This window comes from Amycolatopsis sp. NBRC 101858 (assembly GCF_030269325.1).
In the GTDB taxonomy this organism is placed as follows: Bacteria; Actinomycetota; Actinomycetes; order Mycobacteriales; family Pseudonocardiaceae; genus Amycolatopsis; species Amycolatopsis ponsaeliensis.
Map to the genome: position 1 here is coordinate 511,440 of NZ_BSTD01000008.1, position 26,282 is coordinate 537,721.

Annotated in this window: 27 protein-coding genes; 17 read left to right on the top strand and 10 right to left on the bottom strand. The window is 71.2% G+C overall.

Going from position 1 to position 26,282, the window contains the following annotated elements:
• The first annotated feature begins 190 nt into the window (after positions 1–190).
• The 6 genes from rpsB to QSK39_RS49570 all read left to right on the top strand — a co-directional run bounded on the left by rpsB (position 191) and on the right by QSK39_RS49570 (position 6,121).
• Positions 191–1,075 (top strand): 30S ribosomal protein S2, encoded by an 885-nt coding sequence (gene rpsB / locus QSK39_RS49545; protein ID WP_285484804.1) that lies wholly within the window; start codon positions 191–193, stop codon positions 1,073–1,075.
• 95 nt (positions 1,076–1,170) lie between these two features.
• Positions 1,171–1,986 carry a translation elongation factor Ts gene (gene tsf / locus QSK39_RS49550; RefSeq protein WP_285484805.1) on the top strand — a complete coding sequence of 272 codons (816 nt, stop codon included), beginning with the start codon at positions 1,171–1,173 and terminating at the stop codon, positions 1,984–1,986.
• Between the two features lie 114 nt (positions 1,987–2,100).
• Positions 2,101–2,844: a UMP kinase gene (gene pyrH / locus QSK39_RS49555; RefSeq protein WP_003065595.1), complete on the top strand. Its 744-nt coding sequence runs from the start codon at positions 2,101–2,103 to the stop codon at positions 2,842–2,844.
• Positions 2,845–2,894: 50 nt separating this feature from the next.
• Complete coding sequence (gene frr, locus QSK39_RS49560; RefSeq protein ID WP_285484806.1) at positions 2,895–3,452, top strand: ribosome recycling factor; 558 nt, start codon at positions 2,895–2,897, stop codon at positions 3,450–3,452.
• 392 nt (positions 3,453–3,844) lie between these two features.
• The gene (locus QSK39_RS49565; RefSeq protein WP_285484979.1) at positions 3,845–4,714 is read left to right on the top strand and encodes a phosphatidate cytidylyltransferase; all 870 of its coding nucleotides are present in this window, start codon (positions 3,845–3,847) and stop codon (positions 4,712–4,714) included.
• An 81-nt stretch (positions 4,715–4,795) separates the two neighbouring features.
• The gene (locus QSK39_RS49570) at positions 4,796–6,121 is read left to right on the top strand and encodes an MFS transporter (RefSeq protein ID WP_285484807.1); all 1,326 of its coding nucleotides are present in this window, start codon (positions 4,796–4,798) and stop codon (positions 6,119–6,121) included.
• Here the strand turns inward: QSK39_RS49570 and QSK39_RS49575 are convergent.
• Positions 6,109–6,954 (bottom strand): VOC family protein, encoded by an 846-nt coding sequence (locus QSK39_RS49575; RefSeq protein WP_285484808.1) that lies wholly within the window; start codon positions 6,952–6,954, stop codon positions 6,109–6,111. The genes QSK39_RS49570 and QSK39_RS49575 overlap by 13 nt on opposite strands.
• Before the next feature lie 112 nt (positions 6,955–7,066).
• Here QSK39_RS49575 and QSK39_RS49580 point away from each other — a divergent pair, with 112 nt between their 5' ends.
• Positions 7,067–7,879: a class I SAM-dependent methyltransferase gene (locus tag QSK39_RS49580; protein ID WP_285484809.1), complete on the top strand. Its 813-nt coding sequence runs from the start codon at positions 7,067–7,069 to the stop codon at positions 7,877–7,879.
• On the opposite strand, the gene QSK39_RS49585 is transcribed toward QSK39_RS49580, so the two are convergent.
• Complete coding sequence (locus QSK39_RS49585; RefSeq protein WP_285484810.1) at positions 7,816–8,442, bottom strand: PadR family transcriptional regulator; 627 nt, start codon at positions 8,440–8,442, stop codon at positions 7,816–7,818. The two genes, QSK39_RS49580 and QSK39_RS49585, sit on opposite strands and share 64 nt — an antisense overlap.
• Before the next feature lie 161 nt (positions 8,443–8,603).
• Here QSK39_RS49585 and QSK39_RS49590 point away from each other — a divergent pair, with 161 nt between their 5' ends.
• From QSK39_RS49590 to QSK39_RS49615, 6 genes are all read left to right on the top strand, one after another.
• Positions 8,604–9,611 carry a FecCD family ABC transporter permease gene (locus tag QSK39_RS49590; RefSeq protein WP_285484811.1) on the top strand — a complete coding sequence of 336 codons (1,008 nt, stop codon included), beginning with the start codon at positions 8,604–8,606 and terminating at the stop codon, positions 9,609–9,611.
• On the top strand, positions 9,608–10,633 hold the full coding sequence (locus tag QSK39_RS49595; RefSeq protein ID WP_285484812.1) for a FecCD family ABC transporter permease: 1,026 nt from the start codon (positions 9,608–9,610) through the stop codon (positions 10,631–10,633). The genes QSK39_RS49590 and QSK39_RS49595 overlap by 4 nt, the downstream gene beginning before the upstream one ends.
• A 10-nt stretch (positions 10,634–10,643) precedes the next feature.
• Positions 10,644–11,462, top strand: coding sequence for an ABC transporter ATP-binding protein (locus tag QSK39_RS49600; RefSeq protein ID WP_285484813.1), 819 nt, complete (start codon positions 10,644–10,646; stop codon positions 11,460–11,462).
• Positions 11,452–12,459, top strand: coding sequence for an ABC transporter substrate-binding protein (locus QSK39_RS49605; protein ID WP_285484814.1), 1,008 nt, complete (start codon positions 11,452–11,454; stop codon positions 12,457–12,459). The genes QSK39_RS49600 and QSK39_RS49605 overlap by 11 nt, the downstream gene beginning before the upstream one ends.
• Positions 12,460–12,471: 12 nt before the next feature.
• Positions 12,472–12,957, top strand: a complete 486-nt coding sequence (locus tag QSK39_RS49610) for an Lrp/AsnC family transcriptional regulator (RefSeq protein ID WP_285484815.1) — start codon at positions 12,472–12,474, stop codon at positions 12,955–12,957.
• Positions 12,958–13,064: 107 nt separating this feature from the next.
• Positions 13,065–15,374, top strand: coding sequence for a transketolase-like TK C-terminal-containing protein (locus QSK39_RS49615; protein ID WP_285484816.1), 2,310 nt, complete (start codon positions 13,065–13,067; stop codon positions 15,372–15,374).
• Here QSK39_RS49615 and QSK39_RS49620 read toward each other — a convergent pair.
• Entirely contained in the window at positions 15,367–15,960 is a 594-nt protein-coding gene (locus QSK39_RS49620) for a hypothetical protein (RefSeq protein WP_285484817.1), read from the bottom strand. The two genes, QSK39_RS49615 and QSK39_RS49620, sit on opposite strands and share 8 nt — an antisense overlap.
• A gap of 178 nt (positions 15,961–16,138) precedes the next feature.
• Here QSK39_RS49620 and rlmN point away from each other — a divergent pair, with 178 nt between their 5' ends.
• Together rlmN and QSK39_RS49630 are read left to right on the top strand one after the other, a co-directional pair.
• The gene (rlmN, locus tag QSK39_RS49625) at positions 16,139–17,245 is read left to right on the top strand and encodes a dual-specificity RNA methyltransferase RlmN (RefSeq protein ID WP_285484818.1); all 1,107 of its coding nucleotides are present in this window, start codon (positions 16,139–16,141) and stop codon (positions 17,243–17,245) included.
• A 32-nt stretch (positions 17,246–17,277) separates the two neighbouring features.
• Positions 17,278–17,544, top strand: coding sequence for a hypothetical protein (locus tag QSK39_RS49630; protein ID WP_285484819.1), 267 nt, complete (start codon positions 17,278–17,280; stop codon positions 17,542–17,544).
• On the opposite strand, the gene QSK39_RS49635 is transcribed toward QSK39_RS49630, so the two are convergent.
• On the bottom strand, positions 17,534–19,327 hold the full coding sequence (locus QSK39_RS49635) for an FtsK/SpoIIIE domain-containing protein (protein WP_285484820.1): 1,794 nt from the start codon (positions 19,325–19,327) through the stop codon (positions 17,534–17,536). The genes QSK39_RS49630 and QSK39_RS49635 overlap by 11 nt on opposite strands.
• 47 nt (positions 19,328–19,374) lie before the next feature.
• Here QSK39_RS49635 and QSK39_RS49640 point away from each other — a divergent pair, with 47 nt between their 5' ends.
• Positions 19,375–20,232 carry a helix-turn-helix domain-containing protein gene (locus QSK39_RS49640; protein WP_285484821.1) on the top strand — a complete coding sequence of 286 codons (858 nt, stop codon included), beginning with the start codon at positions 19,375–19,377 and terminating at the stop codon, positions 20,230–20,232.
• Between the two features lie 46 nt (positions 20,233–20,278).
• Here the strand turns inward: QSK39_RS49640 and QSK39_RS49645 are convergent, their stop codons facing one another.
• The gene (locus tag QSK39_RS49645; protein ID WP_285484822.1) at positions 20,279–20,776 is read right to left on the bottom strand and encodes a MarR family winged helix-turn-helix transcriptional regulator; all 498 of its coding nucleotides are present in this window, start codon (positions 20,774–20,776) and stop codon (positions 20,279–20,281) included.
• 133 nt (positions 20,777–20,909) lie between these two features.
• Between QSK39_RS49645 and QSK39_RS49650 the strand changes: the two genes are divergently transcribed.
• A complete protein-coding gene (locus QSK39_RS49650; RefSeq protein WP_285484823.1) occupies positions 20,910–21,845 on the top strand; it encodes an NADP-dependent oxidoreductase in 936 nt (311 codons plus the stop codon).
• 5 nt (positions 21,846–21,850) lie between these two features.
• Here QSK39_RS49650 and QSK39_RS49655 read toward each other — a convergent pair whose 3' ends face one another.
• The 5 genes from QSK39_RS49655 to QSK39_RS49675 form a co-directional block, all read right to left on the bottom strand.
• Positions 21,851–22,747 (bottom strand): intradiol ring-cleavage dioxygenase, encoded by an 897-nt coding sequence (locus QSK39_RS49655; RefSeq protein ID WP_285484824.1) that lies wholly within the window; start codon positions 22,745–22,747, stop codon positions 21,851–21,853.
• 124 nt (positions 22,748–22,871) lie between these two features.
• Positions 22,872–23,672 (bottom strand): dimethylarginine dimethylaminohydrolase family protein, encoded by an 801-nt coding sequence (locus tag QSK39_RS49660; RefSeq protein ID WP_285484825.1) that lies wholly within the window; start codon positions 23,670–23,672, stop codon positions 22,872–22,874.
• Positions 23,673–23,765: 93 nt separating this feature from the next.
• A complete protein-coding gene (locus tag QSK39_RS49665) occupies positions 23,766–23,912 on the bottom strand; it encodes a hypothetical protein (RefSeq protein WP_284750365.1) in 147 nt (48 codons plus the stop codon).
• Between the two features lie 90 nt (positions 23,913–24,002).
• Positions 24,003–24,485 carry a hypothetical protein gene (locus tag QSK39_RS49670; RefSeq protein WP_285484826.1) on the bottom strand — a complete coding sequence of 161 codons (483 nt, stop codon included), beginning with the start codon at positions 24,483–24,485 and terminating at the stop codon, positions 24,003–24,005.
• Between the two features lie 298 nt (positions 24,486–24,783).
• Positions 24,784–26,109 (bottom strand): helix-turn-helix domain-containing protein, encoded by a 1,326-nt coding sequence (locus QSK39_RS49675; RefSeq protein ID WP_285484827.1) that lies wholly within the window; start codon positions 26,107–26,109, stop codon positions 24,784–24,786.
• Positions 26,110–26,282: the final 173 nt, after the last annotated feature.

The window sequence follows — 26,282 nt, forward strand, 5'->3', positions numbered from 1 at the left end:
TCCCCGGCAGAAAGTCGCCGGCGAGTCGCACGATGTCCGGCGGTCCCTGGGGCTCCTCACTCCTCAGGGTCCGGACACCGCCACGGGCACCAGGGCGAGCGGCCACCCGGCCGCGAGCGACAAAACCGAGCAGCGCGTCAGCGGTGAACCGCCGCGAGCGCGCACTACACAGAAGAGGTTGATTCCGGCAATGGCCGTCGTCACCATGAAGCAGCTGCTCGACAGCGGCGTGCACTTCGGGCACCAGACCCGTCGGTGGAACCCGAAGATGAAGCGCTACATCTTCACCGAGCGCAACGGCATCTACATCATCGACCTGCAGCAGACGCTGACCTACATCGACCGCGCGTTCGAGTTCATCAAGGAAACCGTCGCGCACGGTGGCACGATCATGTTCGTCGGCACCAAGAAGCAGGCTCAGGAAGCCATCGCGGCCGAAGCCTCGCGCGTGGGCATGCCCTACGTGAACCAGCGCTGGCTCGGCGGCATGCTGACCAACTTCCAGACCGTGCACAAGCGTCTTCTCCGCCTCAAGGAGCTCGAGTCGCGTGAGCAGACCGGCGGCTTCGAGGGTCTCACCAAGCGCGAGATCCTGACGCTGACCCGCGAGAAGGACAAGCTCGAGAAGACCCTCGGCGGTATCCGCGACATGGCCAAGGTGCCGAGCATCGTGTGGATCGTCGACACGAAGAAGGAGCACATCGCCGTCGGCGAGGCTCGCAAGCTGAACATCCCGGTCGTCGCGATCCTGGACACCAACTGCGACCCGGACGAGGTCGACTACCCGATCCCGGGCAACGACGACGCGATCCGCTCGGCCGCGCTGCTGACCAAGGTCGTCGCCGAGGCCGCGGCCGCCGGTCTGATGCAGCGGTCCAGCCGCAACGGTGCTTCGGCCGACTCCAAGCCGGAGCCGGGTGTCGCCACCGACGAGCCGCTGGCCGAGTGGGAGAAGGAGCTGCTCGCCGGCTCCGAGACCGCCGCCGCCGACGCGACCGAGGCGGCCGCGGCCGTCGACGCGCCGGTCGAGACGCCGGCCGAGGTTCCCGCCGAGCAGGCCACCGCCTCCTCCTGATGCAACCGCGTCCGTGCGGCCGGGTTCGCCCCCGGCCGCACGGACGTAGCTCCCCCCAAGGATTTCACGTACCTGAAAAGGACGGATTTAGCAGAATGGCGAACTACACCGCCGCTGACGTGAAGCGCCTGCGCGAGATGACCGGCGCCGGCTTCATGGACTGCAAGAAGGCGATGGAGGAGAACGACGGCGACTTCGACAAGGCCGTCGAGTTCCTCCGGATCAAGGGCGCCAAGGACGTCGGCAAGCGCGCCGAGCGCGCCACCGCCGAAGGCCTCGTCGCCGGCGACGGCGGCGTCCTGATCGAGCTCGACTCCGAGACGGACTTCGTCGCGAAGAACGCCGACTTCCAGGCGCTCGCCGCGAAGATCGTCGAGGTCGCGAAGACCGTCAAGACCAGCGACGTGGACGCCCTCAAGGGCGCCGAGCTGGACGGCAAGACGGTCAACGAGGTCGTGCAGGAGCTGTCCGCCCGCATCGGCGAGAAGCTCGAACTGCGCCGCGTCGTGTCCTTCGAGGGCCAGACCACGAACTACCTGCACCGCCGCGGCTCGGACCTGCCGCCGGCCGTCGGTGTGCTCATCGAGTTCACCGGTGACGACACCGAGGCCGCCCGCGCCGCCGCCATGCAGGTCGCCGCGCTGCGCGCCAAGTACCTGACCCGCGACGAGGTGCCCGCCGAGATCGTCGAGAACGAGCGCTCCATCGCGGAGAAGACCGCTCGTGAAGAGGGCAAGCCGGAGCAGGCCTTCCCGAAGATCATCGAGGGCAAGGTCAACGCGTACTACAAGGACAACGTGCTGCTCGAGCAGCCGTCGGTCAAGGACAACAAGAAGACCGTCAAGGCTCTGCTCGACGCGGCGGGCGTGACGATCACGAAGTTCGCGCGCTTCGAGGTCGGCCAGGCCTGAGGCCAGGTCCGGGCGTAGGTTTCACCCCCAGTGCCCCGTCTCCGTCCATCGGGGACGGGGCACTGTCAGGTCTAGATAGGGAACAAGGGTCGAGGGGCCTAGGAGGCGACATAGATGGGTGACCGGGTCGAAGGTGGCTACCGGCGGGTGCTGCTGAAGCTGGGCGGCGAAATGTTCGGCGGTGGTTCGATCGGCGTCGATCCGGATGTCGTCCACTCGGTCGCGCAGCAGATCGCCGACGTCGCCCGCACCGGCGTCCAGGTCGCGGTCGTGATCGGCGGCGGCAACTACTTCCGCGGCGCGGAGCTTTCGCAGCGCGGCATGGACCGCGACCGCGCCGACTACATGGCGATGCTGGGCACCGTGATGAACTGCCTGGCGCTGCAGGACTTCCTGGAGAAGGAAGGCCTGCCCACCCGCGTGCAGACCGCCATCACGATGGGCCAGGTCGCCGAGCCCTACATCCCGCGCCGCGCCGAGCGGCACCTGGAGAAGGGGCGCGTCGTGATCTTCGGCGCCGGGGTCGGCATGCCGTACTTCTCCACCGACACCGCGGCGGCGCAGCGGGCGCTCGAGCTGGGCTGCGAGGCCGTGCTGATGGCCAAGGCCGTCGACGGCGTCTACACCGCGGACCCGAAGGCCGACCCGACCGCCGAGATGTTCCGCGAGATCACCCACCGCGAGGTGCTGGAGCGGGACCTCAAGGTCGCCGACGCCACGGCGTTCAGCCTCTGCATGGACAACAACATGCCGATCATCGTGTTCAACCTGCTCACCGAGGGGAACATCGCCCGCGCGGTGAGTGGTGAAAGAATCGGCACGTTGGTCAGTACCCCCGCCGACGGGGTGCCGGCCTAGACCTGCTGGGATCAACCGCAGCGCCACCCATCACAACAACGGGAGTAGCCGTGATCGACGAGACCCTCCTCGATGCCGAGGAGAAGATGGAAAAAGCGGTGTCCGTCGCGAAGGACGATCTGACGTCGGTCCGCACGGGCCGCGCCACCTCGTCGATGTTTTCGCGCATCGTGGTCGACTACTACGGCGCGCCGACCCCGCTGAACCAGCTGGCCAGCGTGAACGTGCCGGAAGCCCGGATGGCGTTGATCAAGCCTTACGACCAGTCGCAGCTCAACGCCATCGAGAAGGCGATCCGCGAGTCCGACCTCGGGGTCAACCCGAGCAACGACGGCAACGTGATCCGGATCGTCATCCCGCAGCTCACCGAGGAGCGGCGCAAGGAGATGGTCAAGGTCGCCAAGAGCAAGGGCGAGGACGCCCGGGTGACCATCCGCAGCATCCGCCGCAAGGCCAAGGAAGAGCTCGACCGCATCGGCAAGGACGGCGAAGCGGGCGAGGACGAGGTCGTGCGCGCGGAGAAGGAACTGCAGAACCTCACCGACACCTACTCGCACAAGGTCGACGAGCTGGTCAAGCACAAGGAAGCCGAGCTGCTCGAGGTCTGATGGCACAGGTGAGCGAGGAACGCGAGGACCGGGTGGAAGCCACCGGAGATCAACCGGCGGCCACGCCCGGGGCGGCCGAGGCCGGCACTCCGGCCACGCCGGAGTTCCCGGGAACGACCGCGCCGGAGGGCGCTCCGGCAACCTCGGGTTCCGCGAACGGGGCGACGCCGGTTGTGCCGGAGGCCTCGGGCAACGGCGAGGCGGGTCGGTTGTCGGCCGCCGGAGCTCCCGCGGAGACGCCGGATGCCTTGGGAACGGGCGACGCTGACCGGTTGTCGGCTGCCGGAACTGCCGCGGCGGAGACGCCGGGGCCCACGGGAACGGGCGACGCTGACCGGTTGTCGGCTGCCGGAGCTGCGGCGGATGCCTCGGGAACGGGTGAAGCCGACCGGTTGTCGGCCGCCGGAAGTGCCGGGGCGGCTGTCCCGGCTCCCGAGGCCAAGAAAGCCTCCAAGGCCGGCCGGAACCTGCCTGCGGCCATCGGTGTCGGGCTGCTGCTCGGGGCCGCGATCATCGTCTCCCTGCTCACCGTGCGCTTCCTGTTCATCGGGATCATCGCGATCGCGATCGCGGTCGGCACCTTCGAGTTCGCCGGGGTGCTGCGCCGGGTCGCCGACACGCGGGTCGCGATGATCCCGGTGCTCGTCGGCGGGCAGGCGATGATCTGGCTCGCCTGGCCGTTCGGCCGGGAAGGCGCGCTCACGGCGTTCGTCCTCACCGTGCTCGCCTGCCTGCTCTGGCGCCTGCCCGGCGGCGCGAAGGGCTACCTGCGCGACATCAGCGCGTCGGTGTTCGCGGCCGCCTACCTGCCGCTCTTCGGCGCCTTCGCGGCGATGCTCGTGCCTCCGTCGGACGGCGTCGGGCGGGTCCTGACGTTCCTGATCGGCGTCGTCGCGTCGGACACCGGCGGCTACATCGCCGGCGTGCTCGGCGGCAAGCACCCGATGGCGCCCACCATCAGCCCGAAGAAGACCTGGGAAGGCTTCGGCGGTTCGCTGGTCGGCGGCGTCGTGGCCGGCGCGCTGACCCTCAGCCTGCTGCTCGACGGCCACGTCTGGCAGGGCGTGATCTTCGGCGTCGCGATCGTGCTGACCGCGACCCTCGGCGACCTGGTCGAGTCGCTGATCAAGCGAGACCTCGGCGTCAAGGACATGGGCACGCTGCTGCCCGGGCACGGCGGGATCATGGACCGCCTCGACTCCCTGCTGCCTTCGGCGGTCGTGTCGTGGCTCCTGCTCTCGGCGTTCGTCCCGCTGGGCTGACCTGCGGTGGGAGCCTCCGCCTACCAGACGTAGGCAAAGGTTCGTGGACCACCGAAGCTTCGGCGGGTTTCACTCGGGGGCATGCCCACCGAAACCCGCGCCCCGGCGAAACTGGCGCTGACCGCCGTCTGCCTGGGCTTCGTGATGATCACGCTCGACGCGACCATCGTGAACCTGGCCCTGCCCGCGATCGGCGCCGACTTCGGCGAACCGTCGACCGCCGCGCTGCAGTGGGTCGTCGACGCCTACACCGTCACGCTCGCCGCCTTCCTGCTCACCTGGGGCGCCGCCGGTGACCGGTGGGGTTCGCGACGCGTCTTCGAAGCGGGCGTCGCCGTCTTCGTCCTCGCGAGCATCGGCTGCGCGCTCGCCGGGGACACGGCTTGGCTGATCACGGCGCGGGCCGTGCAGGGTGCGGGGGCCGCCGCGCTGCTGCCGTCGTCGCTCGCGCTGATCGTCCACCAGTTCCCGGACGCGCGGGAGCGAGCGCGCGCCCTCGGCGTGTGGGGCGGCATGAGCGGGGTCGGGCTCGCCGCCGGGCCGATGCTCGGCGGGCTCGCCGTCGGCCTCGCCGACTGGCGGCTCGTCTTCGCGGTCAACATCCCGGTCGGCGTCGTCGCGATCGTGCTGACGCGCCGCGCGGTCGCGGAACCGCCGCGCCACGCCGCCACCCGCCTGGATCTGGCCGGGCAGGTGACGGGCACGGCGTCGCTCGCGGGGCTCGTCGCCGGGTTCATCGAGTCCGGGCACGCCGGCTGGCTCGCGCCCGGGACCCTCGCGCTGATGGCCGGGGGAGTGGTGGCGGGCGCGGTGTTCGTGGCGGTCGAGAAGCGCGTCGGGGAACCCGTGCTGCCGCTCGGGATCCTGAAGATCCGGAACTTCGCCGTGGCGACCGGGATCGGCGGCCTGTTCAACTTCTGCCTCTACGGCACGCTTTTCTGCCTCGCGCTGTACCTGCAGCGCGCCTGGTCGCTCGGTGCGCTCGCCGCCGGGCTCGCCCTGGTGCCGCTGACGCTGGTGGTCGGGCTCAACGCGTTCTTCAGCGGCCGCCTGACCGGGCGCTCCGGCCCGCGCGTCCCGATGGTCGCGGGCGCGCTGGCGGGCCTGGCCGGTTCGGTGGGCTTCGCCTTGCTGCCCGCGGATCGCGCGCTCGTGCCGTTCGTCGTGGTCTCGGTCGTGTTCGGCTGCTGCTCGCTGGCCATGCCCGCGATGACGTCGCTGGCGATGAACTCCTTGCCGGGCAAGGCCGGGCTGGCCGCGGGCGTGCTCAACGCGTCGCGCCAGACCGGCGGCGCGATCGGGGTCGCGCTCGTCGGCGCGCTGCTGCCCGCCACCGGGATGTGGCTGGTGGCGGGCGGGTACGCGCTCGTCGCGGGGCTCGCGTTCGCCGGGCGTCAGTCGTCGTAGGGGTCGTCGACCTCGGCGCGGCCCCAGTCCTCGGAGACGCGCGAGTGGTCGATCACCGCGAAGACCGCGCCCTCGGGGTCGGCGAGGATCGACATCCGGCCGAACGGCGTGTCGTAGGGCTGGATCACGACGGTGCCGCCGTTCATCAGCGCTTCCCCGGCAACGGCGTCGACGCCGCGGGCCGGGTCGATGTCGAAGTAGACGAGCCAGTGCGGCGGGGTGTCCAGGCTGTACTCCGAGCCCATCACGTACCGGTACAGCACCGGCTCGTGCTCGATGAGCCATTCGACGTAGTCGAGCGACTCGCCGTCGCCGATCTGGTGGCTCCCGTAGGTGAACAGCTTGGTGTAGAAGTGATCCGCCGCGACGCCGTCGTGGGTGTTGAGGTCCGCGCCGCTGAAGGTGTTGGGGATCCCGGTGACGAACTCCCAGTCCGGCGGCACCTCCCAGAACACCACCGGCGCGCCGCACGCGTCGTAGGCGTGCAGGATCGTGCCGCGCTGCGGGATCGGCATCGGCCCGAGCGTCAGCTGCCCGCCGAGGTGCTCCACCCATTCGGCCGCGCTCGCGGTGTGCGGCACGGACAGGTGCGGCATCCAGCCCAGCGGCGCGCCCTGGGCGGCGCGGTAGAGGCCGCCGACCGGGACGGTGTTGAGCGTCGCGATGGCGTACCGGCCGTCGGACGTCGCCGGGTCGCGCTGAGTGTCGTACGTCCAGCCGAAGAGGGCCCCGTAGAATCTCTCCGCCACGGCCTGTTCGCGGCAGGCCAGCTCGATCCAGCACGGAATTCCGGCCGGGACCGGGGACGACGTGGTGGACGGGTCGATCGCCATGGGTGCTCCTCCCGAGACCCACCGAATTCTATGCGTGATCCGTAAGGTTTCCGCCAAGAATTCGCCGCCGGTGAATCACTGTCGGCGGGTGAAGGCCCCGAAAGGAGCAACGGTGCGGTGGTCGTCCCGGCGCGCGGAGGTCGTGCCGAGTCCGAACATCTGGTACTACCAGGCCGATTACGAGCTGGAGAACCGGGCGCAGGACAGCGGCGGCGAGATCTGGCGCGTGCTCCGCGAAGAGGGCGACTGGGCCGGCCAGGACGTGCTGGACGTCGGCTGCGGCGACGGGTTCCACCTGCCGCGCTTCGCCCGCGACGCGCGGTCCGTGCTCGGGGTGGAGCCCCACGAGCCGCTCGTGCGAAGCGCGCTGGAGCGGGTGAAGGGTCTGTCGAACGTGGACATCAAGCTGGGCCGGGCCCAGCGGCTGCCGGTCCGCAGCGCGAGCGTCGACGTCGTCCACGCGCGCACGGCCTACTTCTTCGGGCCCGGCTGCGAGCCGGGGCTGGCCGAGGCCGAGCGGGTGCTGCGGCCGGGCGGAGTGTTCCTGATCGTCGACCTCGACGCGACCAGCGAGCCCTACGGCTCCTGGATGCGCGCCGACCTACCGCACTACGACCCGGGCGCCGTCGAACGGTTCTTCGCCCGGGACGGGTTCGGCTGCCGCCGGGTCGCCACCGAGTGGCGGTTCGAGACGGCGCGAGACCTCGAAGCGGTGCTGAAGATCGAGTTCAGCAAGCGGGTCGCCGAACAGGCGATCGCGGAGTCGGTGCAGCGTAATGGGAATCGCGAGCGCGACCTGACGCTGCCGGTGGGCTACCGCGTCCACACGCGGGTCAAGCCCACCGGCCTCGTCCTGCCAGGTCACTCGGCTGCTTCTTCCGAAGGAGCCGACGACTCGTCCTCGTCCTCGCCGAGGATGCCGTAGAGCGAGCGCCGGGCGTCGTTGAGCACCTCGGCCGCGCGGGCCTGCTGGCTCTCGGTGCCCGCGCGCATGATCTGCACGACGGCGGCGGCGAGGTTCTTGCCCGCCTTGGCGAGCCCGACCTCGGACGCGTCGACGTCCTGCGCGATCTGCTCCCACGGCGGGGTGCTGTCCTGCTCCTCCGCGGCGGTGCGGCCGGCGTCGGTCAGCTCGAAGAGCTTCTTGCCGTGCTCGTCCTTGCTGATGACCAGGCCTTCGTCGGCCAGCAGCTGCAGCGTCGGGTAGACCGAGCCGGGGCTCGGCCGCCAGAAGCCGCCGGAGCGCTCGCCGATTTCGCGGATGATCTCGTAGCCGTGCCGGGGCTGCTCGGCGAGCAGCGCCAGGATCGCGGCGCGGACGTCACCGCGGCGGCTGCGCCGTCCACCGTGACCCCGCCTGCCCGGTCCGTGACCCCGGCCGCGTCCGCCACCGGGACCGAAGCCCGGGGGGAACTCGCCGAAGCCGCCGAAGGGGCCGAATGATGCGCGCCCACGTTCGTGAGCGAAGGGGTGTCGTTGCCTACGCATGTCTGTGTTCCTTTCTCGAACTGTTGCGACACGTTCACGATATATCGGAAACAGTCGGATGGCAACCTCGTCCCGGTGATGCCGCTCACGGAGCTTGAGCCTTCAAGTGCTGGGCCTTAGATTAGGCAAGCCTAAACACCTGTTAGCAAAGGTAACGACCAGTGCGCACCCGATCGCTCCGGCTGACCGCCGGGCTGCTGGTCCTCGCCGCGGCCGTCGCCGCCGCGGTGCTGCTCAGCGTCGCCGTCGGCACCCGCGGCCTGAGCCCGGGCACCGTGCTGGACGCGCTCTTCCGCTTCCAGCCGGGCAACCCCGACCACCTCGTGGTCCGCGAGCTCCGGCTCCCGCGCACGCTCGCCGGCGTGCTCGCGGGCGTCGCGCTCGGCCTGTCCGGCGCCGTCATCCAAGGCGCCACGCGCAACCCGCTGGCCGACCCGGGACTGCTCGGCGTCAACGCGGGCGCTGCTCTCTTCGTCGTCCTCGGCATCGGCACCTTCGGCATCGCGAGCGTCGGCGGGTACGTCTGGTTCGGCTTCGCCGGCGCCGCGGCCGCGGGGGCCGTCGTCTACGGCATCGGCTCGCTCGGCCGGGCCGGGGCGACACCGGTGAAGCTCGCGCTGGCCGGGGCCGCGGTCTCCGCCGCGCTGGCCTCGGTGACCAGCGGGCTGCTGCTGACCGACGCGACGACGTTCGACCAATACCGGTTCTGGCAGGTCGGCTCGCTGGCGGGCCGGGACGCCACGACGATCACCCAGGCCGTGCCCTTCATCGCGGTGGGCGTGGTGCTCGCGCTGGTCGCCGCGCGGATGCTCAACGCGCTCGCGCTCGGCGAGGACGTCGCCCGCTCGCTCGGCCAGAACGTGCCGGCAGCGCGGCTCGTGTGCGCGCTCGCCGTGATAGTCCTCTGCGGCTCGGCGACGGCGATCGCCGGGCCGATCGCGTTCGTCGGGCTGACGGTGCCGCACGTCGCGAGGCTGGTCACCGGGCCCGACCACCGCTGGCTGCTGCCGTACTCGGCGCTCCTCGCCCCGCTGCTCCTGCTGGTTTCCGACGTCGTCGGCCGCGTGGTCGCGCGCCCGGCCGAGGTCCAGGTCGGGATCATCACGGCGTTGCTGGGCGCGCCGGTGTTCGTGTTCCTGGTGCGCCGCCGGAAGGTCGTGACGGTGTGAACGCCGTCGAGGCGGTCGTCGCCGCGCGCCGCCGCGGTGCGGTCCGCGCGCGTTCGGTGTCGCTGCTGCTCTTCCTCGCGATCGTCGTCGTCTTCGGGGCTTCGCTGGCTGTCGGCGACTTCCCGGTGCCGATCGGCGACCTCCCCGGCCTGCTCTTCGGCGACGGCGTCGGCCGCGCGGCCTACGTGGTGACCGAACTGCGGCTGCCCCGGGCGGTCACCGGCCTGCTCGTCGGCGTCGCCTTCGGGACGGCCGGGGCGCTCTTCCAGCGGCTGCTGCGCAACCCGCTGGCCAGCCCGGACGTCATCGGCGTGACGCAGGGTGCGAGTGCCGCCGCGGTCGTCGCGATCGTCCTCTTCGGCGCCGCCGGCCCGGTCGTCTCCGCCGCGGCCCTGGCCGGCGCGCTGCTCACCGGCGCCGCGATCTACGTCCTGTCCCGCCGCGGCGGCGTGCACGGCTACCGGCTGGTGCTCGTCGGCGTCGGCATCGGCGCGATGCTCACCAGCGTCGTCTCGTACCTGATGACCTGGGCCGACGTGACGCTCGCCCAGCAGGCTCTCATCTGGCTCACCGGCAACCTCAACGCGCGGACCTGGGACCACGCCGGTCCCCTCGCTGCCGCACTCGTCGTGCTCGTGCCCGCGGCGCTGCTGCTCAGCCGGGCGCTGACCGGGCTGCAGCTCGGCGACGAAACCGCGGCCGGGCTCGGCCTGCACGTCGAACGCAGCCGCCTGGCGCTGCTGGTCGTCGCGGTCGCGCTCGCCGCGTTCGCGACCGCGGCGGCCGGCCCGATCTCGTTCGTCGCCTTCGTGGCCAACCCGATCGCGACCCGGCTCGTCGGCGGCGCCCGCGCCGGGCTCGTCCCGGCCGCGCTGACCGGGGCGCTCGTGGTGCTGCTGGGCGACTTCGCGGCCCAGCACCTGCTGGGCGGGCAGCTTCCGGTCGGCGTCGTCACCGGCGCCGTCGGCGCGCCCTACCTGCTGTGGCTGCTCGCGACGGCGAACCGTGCCGGGCGAGTGTGAGAGGAACGCCGTGACACTGCACACCGAGAACCTCGAACTCGGCTACGGGCCGCTGCGCGTGGTCAAGGACCTGTCCGTCCACATCCCCGAGGGGCGCGTGACGATGATCGTCGGGACCAACGCCTGCGGGAAGTCGACGCTCCTGCGCGGGCTCGCGCGGCTGCTCACGCCGACCGCGGGCGCGGTCTACCTCGACGGCAAGGGCATCACGACGTGGCGCAGCAAGGACGTCGCGACCGTGCTCGGGCTGCTGCCGCAGTCGCCGACCGCGCCCGAGGGCATCACCGTCGCCGACCTCGTCGGCCGCGGCCGTTACCCGCACCAGGGGATGTTCCGCCGCTGGAGCGACGAAGACGACGACGCCGTCGCGAAGGCGATGCTCGCGACCGACACCGTCGAGCTGGCCGGCCGGCCGGTCGACGAGCTGTCCGGTGGGCAGCGCCAGCGCGTCTGGATCGCCATGGCCCTGGCGCAGCGGACGCGGTTGCTGCTGCTCGACGAGCCCACGACGTTCCTCGACATCGCCCACCAGGTCGAGGTCCTCGACCTGCTCGCCGAGCTGAACGCCGAGGACGGCCGCACCGTCGTCATCGTCCTGCACGACCTCAACCTGGCCGCCCGCTACGGCGATCACCTGATCGCGATGAAGGACGGCCGGATCGCCGCCGAGGGCGCGCCGGCCGACATTCTCACCGCCGAACTCGTCGCCGACGTCTTCGGCATGCCCTGCCAGGTCATCCCCGACCCGGTTTCCGCCACGCCCCTGGTCGTCCCGATCGGCAGGCGGCGGGCCACTCCCCGAGAAGAAGGAACCCTCGATGCGTCCTAAGTGGACTCGCCTGGCCGCGGTGCTCGCGGCCGGCACGCTGCTGGCCGCCTGCGGCCAGCCGGAGAAGCCGAGCACGTCCGGCGTCGGCGACCAGGACGTCGCCACCGGTGGCCGGCTGTTCTCCACCGCCGACACCGAAACCGCGAAGCTCGGCGCGGACGTCGGCCCGGGCGTCTTCCCGCGGACCGTCACCCACGCGCTGGGCAAGACGAAGCTGGACAAGAAGCCGTCACGGGTCGTCGTGCTCGACAGCGGCGAGCTCGACGACGTCCTCGCGCTCGGCATCACCCCGGTCGGCATGGCCACCAACTCCGGGCAGAACGACGTGCCGGCCTACCTCGCCGATCGCGCGAAGGGGATACCCGCGGTCGGCGGGATCAGCAACCTCAACCTCGAGGCGATCGCGGCGCTGAACCCGGACCTCATCCTGGGCAGCAAGCTGCGGGCGAACGACCTCTACCCGCAGCTGTCGAAGATCGCGCCGACGGTGTTCAGCATCCGGCCCGGGTTCCCGTGGAAGGAGAACCTGCTCCTGATCGGCGCTTCGCTGGGCGCGGAGACGCAGGCGACCGGGCTGCTGAACGACTACCAGAAGCGCGCGAACGAGGTGAAGGCCGCGGTCAAGGGCGCGCCGAAGATCTCGCTGCTCCGCTTCCACTCCACCGGCATCCGGCTCTACGGGAACCTGTCGTTCATCGGCGTCATCCTCAAGGACACCGGCCTGGCGCGCCCCGCCAACCAGAACATCGACGAGCTCGCGGCGCAGATCTCCAAGGAGCGCATCGACGAGGCCGACGGCGACTGGATCTTCTACTCCAGCCTCGGCGCCGGCCCGAGCGCGGACGAGAAGGCCGTCACGAGCAGCGGGCTGTGGGCCGGGTTGAGCGCGGTGAAGGCGAAGCACGCCATCCCGGTCGACGACTCGGTGTGGTTCCTCGGGCTCGGCCCGATCGGGGCGATGAAGGTCCTCGACGACCTGAAGAAGTACTTGGGCTGAGAAGATCGGCGCGTGCCGGAAACCATCGACGAGATCGACGCGCGCCTGCTCCAGGCGCTGGGGGAGGACCCCCGGTCCACGGCGGTCGCGCTGGCCGAGCGGCTGGGCCTGTCCCGCAACACGGTGCAGGCCCGGCTCGCGCGGCTGGAGCAGCGCGGCGTCCTCGGGTCGTTCGAACGCCGCATCGACCCGGCGCGGCTGGGCTACCCGCTGCGGGCGTTCGTCAACGCGCAGGTGGACCAGCGGCGCCTCGCCGAGATCGCCGACGCGCTGGCCGTGATCCCCGAGGTGACCGAGGTGTGCGGGCTGACCGGGGCGAGCGACCTGATGGTGCAGGTCGTGGCCGTCGACGCGGACGATCTCTACCGGATCGCCGGGCGCATCCTGGCCTCGCCCGGGGTCGAGCGGACCAACATCTCGCTCGTCATGCGCGAGCTCGTCCCGTATCGCCTGACGCCCCTGCTCGAGCGCGTGCATTCTGCGTACCCGGAGACCTGAGCCGTCCCTCGCCGGTGGGCATTCTGCGCACTTCCGGTGGCCTCGGTTGTGCGTTGCGTCCACCAGTGGTGTCCTTGGGGGCGCTTCCTGCACGAAAGGTGTCGACGATGACTCAGGCCTCCCCGGCGGCTCCGGCGACCGGCTCGGACGAGCTCGCCGCGATCGAACGGCGGGTGCTGTGGCTCGCCACCGCGATCGTGCACCAGGCCAACCGCGTCCGGCCCAACCCGTCCGGGCTCAAGGTCGGCGGGCACCAGGCGTCGTGCGCGTCGCTGGTCTCGATCATGACGTCGCTGTGGTTCCGGCACCTGCGCCCCGAGGACCGCGTCTCGGTGAAGCCGCACGCGTCGCCGGTGCTCCACGCGATCAACTACCTGCTCGGCGAGCTGGACGAGGCCTACCTGCCGACGCTGCGCGAGTTCGGCGGGCTGCAGAGCTACCCGAGCCGCGCCAAGGACCCCGACCCGGTGGACTACTCGACCGGCTCGGTCGGCATCGGCGCGACGGCCCCGATCTGGGGCGCGCTGGCCCGCCGCTACCTGACGACGCGGGGCTCGTCCGCCGGCACCGGGCGCCAGTACTCGCTGGTCGGCGACGCCGAGCTGGACGAAGGCGCGATCTGGGAAGCCATCCTCGACCCGGGCGTCGCGGAGCTGGGCGAGATCGTCTGGATCGTCGACCTCAACCGCCAGTCGCTCGACCGCGTCGTGCCGAACATCGCGGCCGGGCGGCTGCAGGGCATGTTCGACGCGGCCGGCTGGCAGGTGCTGACGCTGAAGTACGGGCGGCTGCTGGAGGAGCTGTTCACCCGGCCCGGCGGCGCCGAGCTGCGGGCGCGGATCGACGCGATGCCGAACCCCGAGTACCAGCGGCTCCTGCGCTGCGACGCGGCCCAGCTGCGCGACCGGCTGCCGGCGGACAACGCCGCGCTGGCTTCGCTGGTCGCCTCGCTGGACGACGCGACGCTGCTGGCCGCGATCCGCAACCTCGGCGGCCACGACCTCGGCTCGCTGGACGAGGTCTTCGCGTCCATTTCGGACAGCCGCCCGACGGTGATCTTCGCCTACACGGTCAAGGGCCGCGGCCTGCCGACGCAGGGGCACCCGCAGAACCACTCGTCGCTGCTGACCGTCGCGCAGATGGAAGAGCTGGCTTCGGCTTCGGGCACGGATCTCGCTTCGCCGTGGCAGGGCTTCGCATCGGGCTCGCCTGAAGCTGCGTTGTGCGCTGACGTTGCTTCGCGCCTTCGCCGTCCTGACATCCCTTCGGCGCCTTCGCTGGAGCTGCCGGTCGACATCGGGCGGACGCCGTCCGGGACCGCGACGACGCAGGCCGCGTTGGGCCGCGTGCTGCTCGACCTGACGCGCGAAGCGCCCGAAGCGGCGAAGCGGGTCGTGACGGTCAGCCCCGACGTCAGCTCGACGACCAACCTCGGCGGCTGGGTCAACAAGGTCGGCGTCTGGTCCGCGACCGAGCGCCGCGACTGGTTCGACGACGACCCCGAAACGATCATGCACTGGCGCGAGAAGCCCACCGGCCAGCACGTCGAGCTGGGCATCGCCGAGACGAACCTGGTCGGCCTGCTGGGCGAGCTGGGCGCGACCTGGAGCCGCTGGGGCGAGCCGCTGCTGCCGATCGGCGTCATGTACGACCCGTTCGTCGAGCGCGCGCTGGAGCCGTGGTCGTTCGGCATCTACGCGGGCGGGCAGTCGATCCTGATCGGCACGCCGTCGGGTGTCACGCTCGCCCCGGAAGGCGGCGCGCACCAGTCGATCACCACGCCGTCGATCGGCATCGAACAGCCCGGCTGCGTCAGCTACGAGCCCGCGTTCGCGATCGACACCGAGTGGACGCTGCTGGCGGCGCTCGGCCGGCTCGGCAAGCCGGGCGGCACGTCGTCGTACTTCCGGCTCTCGACGCGGCCGGTCGACCAGACCCTGGCCGGCGTGCCGACGGATCCGGCGGCGCGCGAACGGCGCCGCCGTCAGGTCGTCGCGGGCGCGTACCTGCTGCGCCGCGCGGCGTCCCCGGCGGTCACGCTGGCGGCGATGGGCGCGCTGGTGCCGGACACCCTCGCGGCCGCCGAGCGGCTGGCCCAGGTGGGCGTCGAGGCCGACGTCGTCTGCGTGACCAGCCCGGGCCTGCTGTTCGAGGCGCTGCAGGCGCGGTCGGGCCGGGGCGGCGGCGAGTCGTGGATCCTCGACCAGGCGTTCCCGGCTTCGCGGGCGAAGCCGCTGGTCACCGTGCTCGACGGGCACCCGCACACGCTGGCGTTCCTGGCCGGGGTCAACCGGGTGCCGTCGGTCGCGCTGGGCGTCACGGGCTTCGGCCAGTCCGGGTCGCTGGAGGACGTCTACCGCCACCACGGCATCGACACGGACGCGATCATCCGGGCGGCGCTCGACGTCGTCAGCTGAACGTCGCCGCGGCGAGCATCGCGTCCATCTTCTCGTCCCAGTCGGCGGAGGCGCCGTACTCGACCACGAGGATCTTGCTCGTCGGCAGCCACCACATCCGGACCTGGTTGTTCTGCTTCGCGTCCTGGCAGGTGACCTGCCACTTGCCGTACTCGGCCTTCTTCGGGCCGATCGGCTGGAAACCGGAGTCGAGCAGGTCGCTGCCGGTCGCGACGGCGGCGTCCCCGGGCGGTGAGGTGGCGGTGATGCACGTCGGGACGTCCGTGCCGGTGTACCAGCCGAAGGGCCGCTTCGCGCTGGGCAGGTTGATGGGCGCGTTGGGGTCCGAAGTCGCTTCGCGCAGGTCCAGCAGCCGTGCGTGGCAGACAGCGCTGCCTTCGCCGACGCAGCCGTCGAGCAGGCCGTCCTGGCCCTTGTCCGTGTACTTCGCGCCCGCGGGCAGGGTGACGTGCATGGTCGAGACCACGACCTGCGGCCCGGCGACCTTGGTCACGGTCGGGACGGGCTGCGCCTGACCGCCGGTGGTGCTGCTGCAGGCGGTGGCGCCCAGCACCACCGCGACGGCCAGGATGAAACGGCTCCGCACGGGTTCACCTCTTTCGTCCGACCTTGGACTCGCGAGTGCCCCGGCCGGTTTCACCGGGCGGTCGACAATCTAGCCAGCACGGTGCCGTCCGCCGGTCCCGGGCCGTGGGTGACCTGGCGTACACCAGGCCAGGGCGCCCCGGGCGGCGGCTCGGGGCGCGTGGGACACTGGTTCGGTTATGACTGCCCTCCCGCTCGTTTTCGACGCCCCCAAGCGCGGCCTGCCGCCGCGCCACCTCGCCGACCTCACGGTGGCCGAGCGCGCCGCCGCCGTCGCCGAGCTGGGGGAGAAGCCGTTCCGCGCGAAGCAGCTGTCGAACCACTACTTCTCGCGCCTGACGGTGGACCCGGCGGAGATGACGGACATCCCGGCAGCTTCCCGCGCCAAGTTGGTCGCCGACTTGATGCCGACGCTGCTGACCGAGGTCCGCGCGCTGGCGGCGGACAACGGCGCGACGCGCAAGACGCTGTGGCGCGCGCACGACGGCACGCTCCTGGAGAGCGTCCTGATGCGTTACCCGGACCGCGCGACACTGTGCATTTCGAGCCAGGCGGGCTGCGGCATGGCGTGCCCGTTCTGCGCGACGGGCCAGGGCGGGTTGGACCGCAACCTGTCGACGGCCGAGATCGTGGACCAGGTCCGTTCAGCGGCGGCGGTCATGCGCGACGGCGCGATGCCGGGCGGGCCCGGGCGGCTGTCGAACATCGTCTTCATGGGCATGGGCGAGCCCCTGGCCAACTACAAGCGTGTGGTGGCCGCGGTGCGGCGGATCACGGATCCCGCGCCGGGTGGGCTGGGGATCGGGCAGCGGTCGGTGACGGTGTCGACGGTGGGTCTGGCGCCGGCGATCCGCAAGCTGGCGGACGAGAAGATGCAGGTTCGTCTCGCGGTGTCGCTGCACACGCCGGACGACGAGCTGCGGGACACGCTGGTGCCGGTGAACGAGCGCTGGTCGGTGGACGAGGTGCTGTCGGCGGCGCGGTACTACGCCGACACTTCCGGGCGGCGGGTGTCCATTGAGTACGCGTTGATCCGGGACATCAACGACCAGCCGTGGCGGGCGGAGCTGCTGGCGAAGCGGCTGCGCAAGCACTTGGGTCAGCTGGTGCACGTGAACGTGATCCCGTTGAACCCGACGCCGGGTTCGAAGTGGGATGCGTCGCCGAAGCCGGTGGAGCGGGAGTTCGTGCGGCTGGTGAACGCGGGCGGAGTAGCGTGCACGGTGCGTGACACGCGCGGCCAGGAGATCGCGGCGGCTTGTGGCCAGCTCGCGGCCGAAGGCTGAGTTTTCGTTTCTATGTTGGAGTGTTTGTCGTGATGTATGCCCCCAGCCTGCTGGACCCGGCTGCGGAATCGTTGAAGCTGACGGATTTCGCGGGTGCGACGGAGGTTGCGCGTGAGGCGCGGACGTTGCTGGGTGAGCGGTTCAGCTCGGTGACGTTCATGTACGTGCTGATGCGCGCGTACGAGGTGGAGTACAACGCGGCGCGGGATGCTTCGCGCTGGCACGAGTTCCACGGTGGGCCGCGGGCGCTGTCGGATGCTGATCTGGAGAAGCTGCTCGCTCCGTGGCTCAGCCGCTGACCGGTTTAGAGTCGCCGGATTCGTTGCTGGGTAAGGCTTCGAGAGGTTCGGGGCCCGACCACGCGAGCTGAATCAGTTCCTGGCCGGCGCGCTTGACCGACGTCACGCGGCCCGGCATCAGCGCCGACGGCCAGACTCCGCCCAGCAGCGGTCCCTCGAGGAAGTCGCCGTCGCCGACTACGCCCGGCGTTGCGAGGTCGGCGAGCTTTTTCAGTACCCCTTGCCCGAGTGCTTCGCCCGCATGTTCCGTGCGGCGGGCGAGTACCAGGTGCAGGCCGACGTCCTTCGCCTGCGGGAGGAACTCGCGCAGCGGCTCGAGCGGGTCGTCGTCGCCCACGGAAACCAGGTCGGCGTCGTCCACGATCACGTACAAGTCGGGCCCTGACCACCAGCTGCGGTTCTTCAGCTGCTCCTGCGTGACCTCAGGTCCGGGAAGCCGTCGCCGCATCGATTCGCGGACGTCTTCGAGCATGGATCCGAGCTGGGGCGGGGAGACCGCGTAGGCCAGCAGGTGGTCCGCAGGCACGTAGCCGAGCGAGGTGCGGCGGTAGTCGACCAGCATGATCAGCGCCTCCGCCGGTGTGTGGCGCTCGACGATGCCGGTGATGATGGTCCGCAGCAGTGTCGTCTTGCCTGACTCCGGGCCCATGAACGCCACGAAGTGCGGATCGACGTCATGCCGCCAGCAAACCGGTGTTCCGTCGATGCCGACGCCGAGTGGCACGGAGTCCCGCTCCGAAGTCGCGACCTCGCTGTAGGGAACGTGGGTCGGCAGTGCGGTCAACTGCCGTGCCAGCTCCGGCGGTAGTGCCGAGTCGAAGTGAGAGCTCCTCAGGAACACCGCGTCGGCGAACTCCAGGCCGTCGTCGAAGAGCGCCGACGTGAACACTGCGTCGCCGCGGAAGCTTGCCGCCGTGAAAACCGCGCGGCTCTCGAACCTGGCTCCGGTGAAGTCCGCTTCCGCGGTGAACTTCGCCGAGGCGAAGGCGGCCGCGTCGGTGAACGTCGTGCCGCCGAAGGATGCCTTGCCCACGAAGGTCGCCGATCGGAATCCGGCCGACCGCACCCGGCAGCCGCTCAGGTCGAAGCCGAGCAGGCTCGCGCCCGCGAGGTCGAGGTCGGTGTCCGGCCAGAACCGGTGGTCCGGCGCCTCGGGGCGCAGGTGCGCCGCCAGGACCTCGCCGACGGCCTGCCGGACGCGCCCCTGCTGCCCGATGTGGTTTTCGCGGCTGTCGACGACGTCGGCGGCCGCGTCGGTGAACATGCGCAGGTAGGCGCAGAGCACGTTGACGATCGTCTGCCGCTGGCCCGGGCTGTTCTGGCCGAGGCGTTCCAACGCGTAGAGCCCGCCGAGCTGCACCGCCAGCCGCTCCGAGCCCAGCTGGTCGACTGCCGTGCTGTAGAGCTCGGTGAGCCTCCGCTCCGCCGCGTCCAGCCGGGTGTCCTCGGCCATCTGCTCCTGGAGTGCGTGCGTGCGAGCCGCCGCGGCCTGGTCCAGATCCTTCTGCTTCAGGCCGATTTCGGTGCTTCGCTGACGACGCGCGGCGAGCAGCAGGGCCGCCGCGCCACCCGTCCCGACCACGATCGTGCCCGCGGTCTTGATCGCCTCGAGCTGATTCCGCTCCTGCGCGTCGCCGTGGCCGAAAGCGGTCAGCAACCAGACCGCGACCGCGACGCCCAGCACGACGATCACGGCGGACGCGTACCAGATCATCCGGATCGACAGGACGCGGTAAGCGACCGTCCTCGGCTCGGTGTCGCGGGATTCGCCGTCGTTCTCCACGGTGATCACCGTAGGGCAGAGCCGGGACGCTGGGGCACACTCGCGGCATGGCGTTGCGTGATCTCGGGGCTGCGGTGCGCTGGTTGCGCGAGAACACCGACCCCGCCTCGGTGGGGCTGCCTGCTCGTGGGGTCCGGCGGGTTCGCGGGTTGCGGCGGGAAGAGCTCGCCGACCTCGCCGGGGTGTCCGCGGACTACGTGCGGCGGCTGGAGCAGGGACGCAGTCACCCCTCGGCCGGGGTTGTGAGTGCCATCGCCCGGGCCTTGCAGGTCGGCCGGGCCGACTACGAACGGCTCTGTGCGCTGGCCGGGTACGCCGCCGTGGACGGGCAGGTTCCGCGTGCGGCCGGGGTGGGGGCGATGCGGCTGCTGGACCGCTTTGGTGCCACTCCCGTGTTCCTGACCGATGCGGCCTGGAACGTCGTCGCCGTCAACGGTGCCTGGCTGGCGCTGAAATGCGGGGCGCCCACCGGGCACGCCCGGGACTGGAACGTCGCCTGGCGCACCTTCCGGAGCGCACTCGGCGGGATCAGCCGGACCGACGAGCGCGCGGCCGGGTTCCAGGCGATGCTCGTCGCCCGGTTGCGCGGCACCTGCGTCCGCTACCCGGCCGACGCGTCGCTCGCCGGACTCGTCGACGAGCTGCGGAGCACGAGCCGGCCGTTCGACACCCTGTGGCGCACGCCGAGGACGGTCGGCGGCTACGAGAACCGGGCTGTGTTCCGCCATCCCGAGGGGGGCGAAATCACGCTCGACGGCACCCTGCTCGACGTCCCGGGTGACGACTTGATGGCGGTGGTCCTCACCGCGGCTCCGGGCTCGGCCGACGCGGCACGGCTCGGTGAGCTCGTCGGCGCTTCCGGGCGGCCGTCCGTCGTCAGGGTGGGCCAAGCCGGCCCAGGCTGAGCGGGCCGGTGGCCGCGATCCTGGGCCTCATGCGGATCACCAACGCTCAAGCTCCGCCCTTGCGGCGGCGAGGCGCGGCCGAGCGAGGCGGCGTCGAACGCATGTGGTCGCGCACCGGCGCCAGCAGGCCGGCGAGGGTTTCGACGTCCGCGCGTGAGAGCGGCTCGAACAGCAGGCCGCTGACCACCTCGATGTGACCCGGCAGCACCTTCGCGAGCAGCGCGCGCCCGGCGTCGGTGATGGTGATGGTGACGCTCCGCTCGTCGTCCGGAGCCGGGGCGCGCACGACCAGGCCCGCCTTCTCGAGCAGGCCTGCCTGGTAGGTCAGGCCGCTGCGGCTGTAGACGACGCCGTCGGCCAGGTCGGTCATGCGGTGGCTGCCCGTCGGCGAGTCGCCGAGCCGGGCCAGGAGCTGGAACTGCACGTAGCTGAGCTCGCCGGCCTCGCGCAGCTGCTGCTCGACCGCGTGCCGGAGCAGGCTGGTCACCTCGACGAGGTCGAAGTACGCGCCGAGCTGCGCCGGGTCGAGCGAGGGATCAGGCATGCGGCCAGTCTACTGCTTCGAATTCGAAGGAGTCGTGACCGGCATCACTTGCTTCGAATTTGAAGCAGATGTACTGTCGCCTTCAGTTGCTTCGAACTCGAAGCAACTGGGCCAGAGTGAAAGCGAGACTTCGATGAAGGCAGTGCGTTTCCACGAGTACGGCGAGCCCGGCGTCCTGCGGTACGAGGACGTGGAGCGGCCCGCCCCCGGGGCCGGCGAGGTGCGGATCCGTGTCGCCGCGACGTCGTTCAACTCCGTGGACGGCAACATCCGCGGCGGCTTCATGCAGGGACCCATCCCGGTGGTGCTGCCCCACACCCCCGGTATCGACGTCGCCGGCACGGTCGACGCGCTGGGCGAGGGCGTCGACGGCGTCGAGGCCGGCGAAGACGTCATCGGCTTCCTGCCGATGGACGGCGACGGCGCCGCCGCCGAGTACGTCATCGCGCCGGCCGGGATCCTGGCGAAGGCGCCGAAGAGCGTGCCGCTGCCCGACGCCGCCGCGCTGCCGGTGGTCGGCCTCACCGCCTGGCAGGCGCTCTTCGACCACGGCAAGCTCGAAGCCGGGCAGCGCGTGCTGGTCAACGGCGCCGGGGGAGCGGTCGGCGGCTACGCCGTGCAGCTGGCCAAGCGGGCCGGTGCGCACGTCATCGCCACCGCCAGCCCGCGCAGCGGCGAGGCGGTCAAGTCCGCCGGCGCCGACGAGGTCATCGACCACACGACCACCCGCGTGACCGACGCGGTGACCGAGCCGGTCGACGTCGTGCTCAACCTCGCGCCGGTCGACCCGGCCGCGCTGGTCACCCTGGTCCGGCCGGGCGGTGTCGTGGTCAACACGACGGTGTGGATGCCCGCGCCCGCCGACGAAGAACGCGGCGTGCGGGGCGTGGACCTGTTCGTCCGCAGCGACGCCGGGCAGCTGGCGCAGCTGGTAGGGCTGATCGACGGCGGCGAGCTGCGCGTCGACGTCGCCCGGCGGGTCCCGCTGGCCGAGCTGCCGGCCGTCCACGCCGAGGCCGCGGCGGGCACCCTGGCGGGGAAAGTCGTCGTCCTGCCGCCCACGGCCTGATCCGGCTAGCGGGACGGCGGCTGCCCGCCCGCCGGTGGTGCGCCACCCGAGGGCTTGGTCGTGGTGTCCACTCCGACGTCGAGCGTCACCTGGTAGCCGCTCGTCACGTCTCCCGTCACCGTGGCGAGCTGCAACGCGCCGCTGTCGTCGCCGAACACGTTGTCGTTGCTCAAGCTCACCTTCGCGAGGTTCGCGGTGGACTGCTCGTACCCGGACTGGGCGTAGACCGCTTCGCACACGTTCTGCGGCAACGCGACCTGCGACGTGGCGATCGCCTGGGTGGCGTCGGTGATGCCGGCCTGGTCGGGGTACACCTCGAAGTGGATGTGCGGCCAGCGGCCGTCGTAACAGGCGGGGAAGATGCTCGTGAAGCGGACCCGGCCGTCGGCGTCGGCGAGCTGGACGCCGCGCAGGTAGTTCTCGTTCTCGATCCCTGGGGAATACAGGGAATACCGGCCGGCGCGGTCGCAGTGCCAGACGTAGACGGCCACCCCGGCGAACGGCGAGCCGCCCTTGGCCAGGTCCGCCACCACCAGGTCCAGCGTCATCGGGACGCCTTCGGCCGTGGCGCTGCCGGTGCCGAAACTGGACCGGATGTCCCCGCGCACGACGCCGCTCTGCTCGAGCACGTCCGGCCCGTTCGAGCCGTCGCCCGGGTACGGTCCCGCGGTCTCGTCCGGGATCTCGCCGGAAGCCGAAGCCGACGACGACGTCGTGGTGGTGCCGGAGGAACCGCCGGAGCACGCGGTCAGCACGGCGCCGGCCGCGCCGAGACCGAGGAACCTCAGCGCCCGGCGGCGATCGAGCAGCGTTGCGACGTCGAAGCCGAGACCTTGGTCCACGACCTCGTCCCGCGGCCGGGGCAGCGGGCGGCCTTCGTAGGCCGGAGCGGGCTTTTCCATGCCTTCGACCTTCCCGCGAGAAGGTAGGGGACCGATGTGCGCGAGCTGTGCGACGGCTTTGGAAAAGAACATTACGGACGAACGCGGTGCCTGGCGAGGGGCAGCCCCCGCCAGGCACCACGCGTCACGCGGGGTTGTCCAGGGTCAGCGCCGTGCAGCGGATGCCGCCGCCGCCCTTGCGGAGCTCCGTCGTGTCCAGCTCCGTCACCGCCAGCCCCAGCGACCGCAGGTCGGCCGCCAGCCGCGGGGCTCCGGCGGTCATCGTCACCGTGCGGCCGTCGCTGATCAGGTTCAGCGCGAACGCCGCCGCCTCGGCCGGCGCCACCTCGATCAGCTCCATGCCCAGCCCCCGCAGCGTGCGCAGGCTGGGCGCGTCCAGCGCCGCCGGGTTGTACGCCAGCACGGAACCCTGGTGGATCACCGCCACCGCCAGATCGAGGTCGTACCACTGGGGACTCGTCGTCTGGAGCGGGACGATTTCGTAGTTCAGGTGCCGTTGAAGGGTCCGGAACGCGCGGACGTCCGTGCGCTGCCCGTGCGCCGCCAGCAGGTAGGGACCGCACGCCAGCGCGTCACCCTGGCCGCTGAACGCGTAGGGCGTCGACGCCACCTCGAACTCGTGCGACTCCAGCCACGCGCGGTGGTGCGGGGTTTCGTCCGCCCGCTCGGCCGGCAGCGTCGCCAGCACGGCGCGGTTGCCCTGGACCACCGCCGCGTTGGCGGTGTAGGTCATGTCGGGGCAGGACGGGTCCGCGTCGACGAACTCGATCTTGCGGCCCGCCGCCAGGTGCGCTTCCACGATGTTCTCGTGTTCCACGAGGGCGGCTTCGACATCGGGCTGGACGCCGACGTGCATGTACGGGTTGATTTCGTAGTCGATGCGGAAATACCGCGCGGAACACATCAGGAGCCGTTGGTGGGTCATGAGTTCACTCGTTTCGTCGGACGGGCGGGTGAGGTTCGGGCCGGTGTGGGAACCGGCCCGGAGGCGCACGGCCGACGAAGCGAGCGAGCCGGCTCAGCCCAGGCCGCGCAGGCGGAACAGCTCGATCGTCATGAGGTAGCCCGGCTGCGACCGGGCCGCGTCGATGCGCTGCGCGACCGTGGTGGCCGACGGGGCCGGACGCAGGGCCGTGCTCACCGCGCGCACCAGTTTGGCGATCATTTCTTCTCCCTTTCTCCGTGGAACTCCGGGGAAATTCAGGGTGCCCGGGCGCGGGGTCCGGGGTCTGGCCAGATCCGGACAGCTTCGCGGTCATCGCGTCGCGTTCAGGAAGCCGATGACGACGGCGCCCCACCAGCACAGCTGCGAAACCGCGGTGGTGAGCCCGCCCCGGACGAGCAGCCGGAAGGAAACCGGGCCGTCGGCCAGTGCCATGCGGTTGCCCAGCACGGTCGCGTGCACGCCGTTGACGGCGAGCACCCCGACGAGGCACAGCTTCACGATCGTGGCGGGGGAACCGAGGTTCGGGGACAGCAGCGCGCCGCTGGCCACCAGGCCCGTCAGCCCGCCCCAGACCAGCAGGTGCAGCCGGGAAGCGCTGCGGACGGCCTCGGCGAACGGCACGCGCCCGAACGCCCACAGGGCGAAGAAGTAGTCCGCGACCAGGACCGCGCCGAAGCCCAGGATGAGGGAAGCGAGGTGCGCGAACAACGCGATGTCGTGCCACGCCGTGCTCGGCCGCAGCTGCGTCGACAGCCAGATCGCGCCGACGAGCAGCAGGATCGAAGCAGACATGGCGTAATACGCCGCGTAGCGTCGGTGCACACCGGGCCCCGGCGGACGCGGGGTGGGCGGGATCCGTACCGGGATGCCGTTGTCGAGCATGACCTGTCCTTCCGGGAAATCCGTGGGGGAACGGGTTCCGCCGGAACGACCGGTGAGTCCGACCTGCCTGCGTCAGCGAAAAACCCGTGCTCTGCTGATTACAGGCCATCGCGGACTTGGCTGGGAGCGTTGTCCGCAAAGGACAATCAATCCCGCGCTTTCGATGAGAAGACGGGGACGGCGGCGCCGTTGCCGGACCGTCCCGGTGCTAGGCGGACACCGGCCCCGCGAAGGCCGAAAGGTCGTGTCCGCCGCTTTCGACGGTGCTGAGCACGAAGTCGCGCACGGGCGGGAGCAGCGCGTGGCCGTCGAGGTACGGGTCGGCGTGCGTGAGCAGGCCGGCGTCGGCGATTTCCTCGACGAGCTCGTCCAGTGCCGCGGACACCGCGTCGAACCCGCCGGGCGGGGTCCGCGCCAGCCGCTCCAGCAGCTCCCGCGCCGGCGTGCCGAGCGTGCGGTAGGCCGACTCCAGGCAGTCGCGCAGGGACAGGTCCCCGACGCTCAGCCAGTCCGCGGTGTTGCCGTTCAGGCGCCATTCGTCGACGACCCGCCGCAGCGTCAGCCGCGGCCGCGAGGCGATCTTGCGCAGTGCCAGGTCGAGCGCGAGCGGCAGGTCGCCGCACAGCTCGGCGAGCCGGTCGCGGTCGGGTCCCGCGGAGACGGCGACGTGCGGGAGCGCCGAGGTGATCATCGCGATCGAGTCGCCGCGCGGCAGCGGTGTCAGCTGCAGCCGGTGGACGTCCCGCAGGCCCAGCAACCGCTTGCGGCTGACCAGCAGCGTCGTGCTCGTGGTGGTCTCGGCCAGCAGCGGGCGCACCTGCTGCTCGTCCTGGACGTTGTCCAGCACGACCACGAGCCGGCGTTCGGCCAGCAGCGTGCGGTACAGCCCGGCCCGGTGGTCGAACGTGCCGGACAGCTGGTCGTCGTCGACGCCGAGCGCGCGCAGGAAGCCGTCGAGGACGTCGGCGGTCGCCGGCACGGGGGGAGCGCCGCCGCCGTGGCGCAGGCCGCCGAGGTCGGCGTAGAGCTGCCCGTCGGTCTCCTCCGTCGCGATCGAATGCGCGTAGTGCAGCGCGAGGTCGCTCTTCCCGACCCCGGCCGGGCCGCTGATCACCAGCGGGGTGTCGCGCGGTGACCGCAGCCAGGCCAGCTCGGCCGTGCGGCCGGTGAACCCCCGGGGGCGCTGCGGTAGCTGCGCCGGATGCGGCGGGGTGCCGCGCCGCTGGAACAACGCCGGTCTTCTCTTGCGCCCCCCGAACGGAGGCTGGGTATACCCGCTCGTCGCGGCGTGCCAGTGCCGGCGCCACGCCTCGTCGTCGCCACCGCACGCGGCGACGAAGGCGAGCGTCACCTGCAGCGACGGCATCCGGTTGCCGCTCGCCGCGCTGGAGAGCACCGACGACGAGAACATCGCCGACCGGGCCATTTCGCGGTAGGTCGGGTTGCCCGCCCGGGCCCGCAGTTCGCGCAATTCCCGAGCGAACTGGGTGGCGATGCCACCGGAGGTGTTGACGGGCTTTTCTGGTCTGCCCATGTGAATCCCCTTCCCCTCACTCACTCAGCGTCGCTCTTCGCGGCCGGTGTCTCTTCCGCTGTCTGGCGGTCTCGTTAGCCCGTTCGTGCATTTCTCGGACGGTCGGTTGATCATTTTCCGATGCTCGTTTGCGGCATTTCGGTGATTTGTGACAACACTCGACGGCCGTCCGC

Bases quoted from the DNA above. Each gene is read 5' to 3' on its own strand.
- rpsB (WP_285484804.1), top strand. From the start codon at position 191: ATGGCCGTCGTCACCATGAAGCAGCTGCTCGACAGCGGCGTGCACTTC.
- tsf (WP_285484805.1), top strand. From the start codon at position 1,171: ATGGCGAACTACACCGCCGCTGACGTGAAGCGCCTGCGCGAGATGACC.
- pyrH (WP_003065595.1), top strand. From the start codon at position 2,101: ATGGGTGACCGGGTCGAAGGTGGCTACCGGCGGGTGCTGCTGAAGCTG.
- QSK39_RS49570 (WP_285484807.1), top strand. From the start codon at position 4,796: ATGCCCACCGAAACCCGCGCCCCGGCGAAACTGGCGCTGACCGCCGTC.
- QSK39_RS49575 (WP_285484808.1), bottom strand. From the start codon at position 6,954: ATGGCGATCGACCCGTCCACCACGTCGTCCCCGGTCCCGGCCGGAATT.
- QSK39_RS49585 (WP_285484810.1), bottom strand. From the start codon at position 8,442: ATGCGTAGGCAACGACACCCCTTCGCTCACGAACGTGGGCGCGCATCA.
- QSK39_RS49605 (WP_285484814.1), top strand. From the start codon at position 11,452: ATGCGTCCTAAGTGGACTCGCCTGGCCGCGGTGCTCGCGGCCGGCACG.
- QSK39_RS49615 (WP_285484816.1), top strand. From the start codon at position 13,065: ATGACTCAGGCCTCCCCGGCGGCTCCGGCGACCGGCTCGGACGAGCTC.
- rlmN (WP_285484818.1), top strand. From the start codon at position 16,139: ATGACTGCCCTCCCGCTCGTTTTCGACGCCCCCAAGCGCGGCCTGCCG.
- QSK39_RS49630 (WP_285484819.1), top strand. From the start codon at position 17,278: ATGTATGCCCCCAGCCTGCTGGACCCGGCTGCGGAATCGTTGAAGCTG.
- QSK39_RS49640 (WP_285484821.1), top strand. From the start codon at position 19,375: ATGGCGTTGCGTGATCTCGGGGCTGCGGTGCGCTGGTTGCGCGAGAAC.
- QSK39_RS49645 (WP_285484822.1), bottom strand. From the start codon at position 20,776: ATGCCTGATCCCTCGCTCGACCCGGCGCAGCTCGGCGCGTACTTCGAC.
- QSK39_RS49650 (WP_285484823.1), top strand. From the start codon at position 20,910: ATGAAGGCAGTGCGTTTCCACGAGTACGGCGAGCCCGGCGTCCTGCGG.
- QSK39_RS49655 (WP_285484824.1), bottom strand. From the start codon at position 22,747: ATGGAAAAGCCCGCTCCGGCCTACGAAGGCCGCCCGCTGCCCCGGCCG.
- QSK39_RS49660 (WP_285484825.1), bottom strand. From the start codon at position 23,672: ATGACCCACCAACGGCTCCTGATGTGTTCCGCGCGGTATTTCCGCATC.
- QSK39_RS49665 (WP_284750365.1), bottom strand. From the start codon at position 23,912: ATGATCGCCAAACTGGTGCGCGCGGTGAGCACGGCCCTGCGTCCGGCC.
- QSK39_RS49670 (WP_285484826.1), bottom strand. From the start codon at position 24,485: ATGTCTGCTTCGATCCTGCTGCTCGTCGGCGCGATCTGGCTGTCGACG.
- QSK39_RS49675 (WP_285484827.1), bottom strand. From the start codon at position 26,109: ATGGGCAGACCAGAAAAGCCCGTCAACACCTCCGGTGGCATCGCCACC.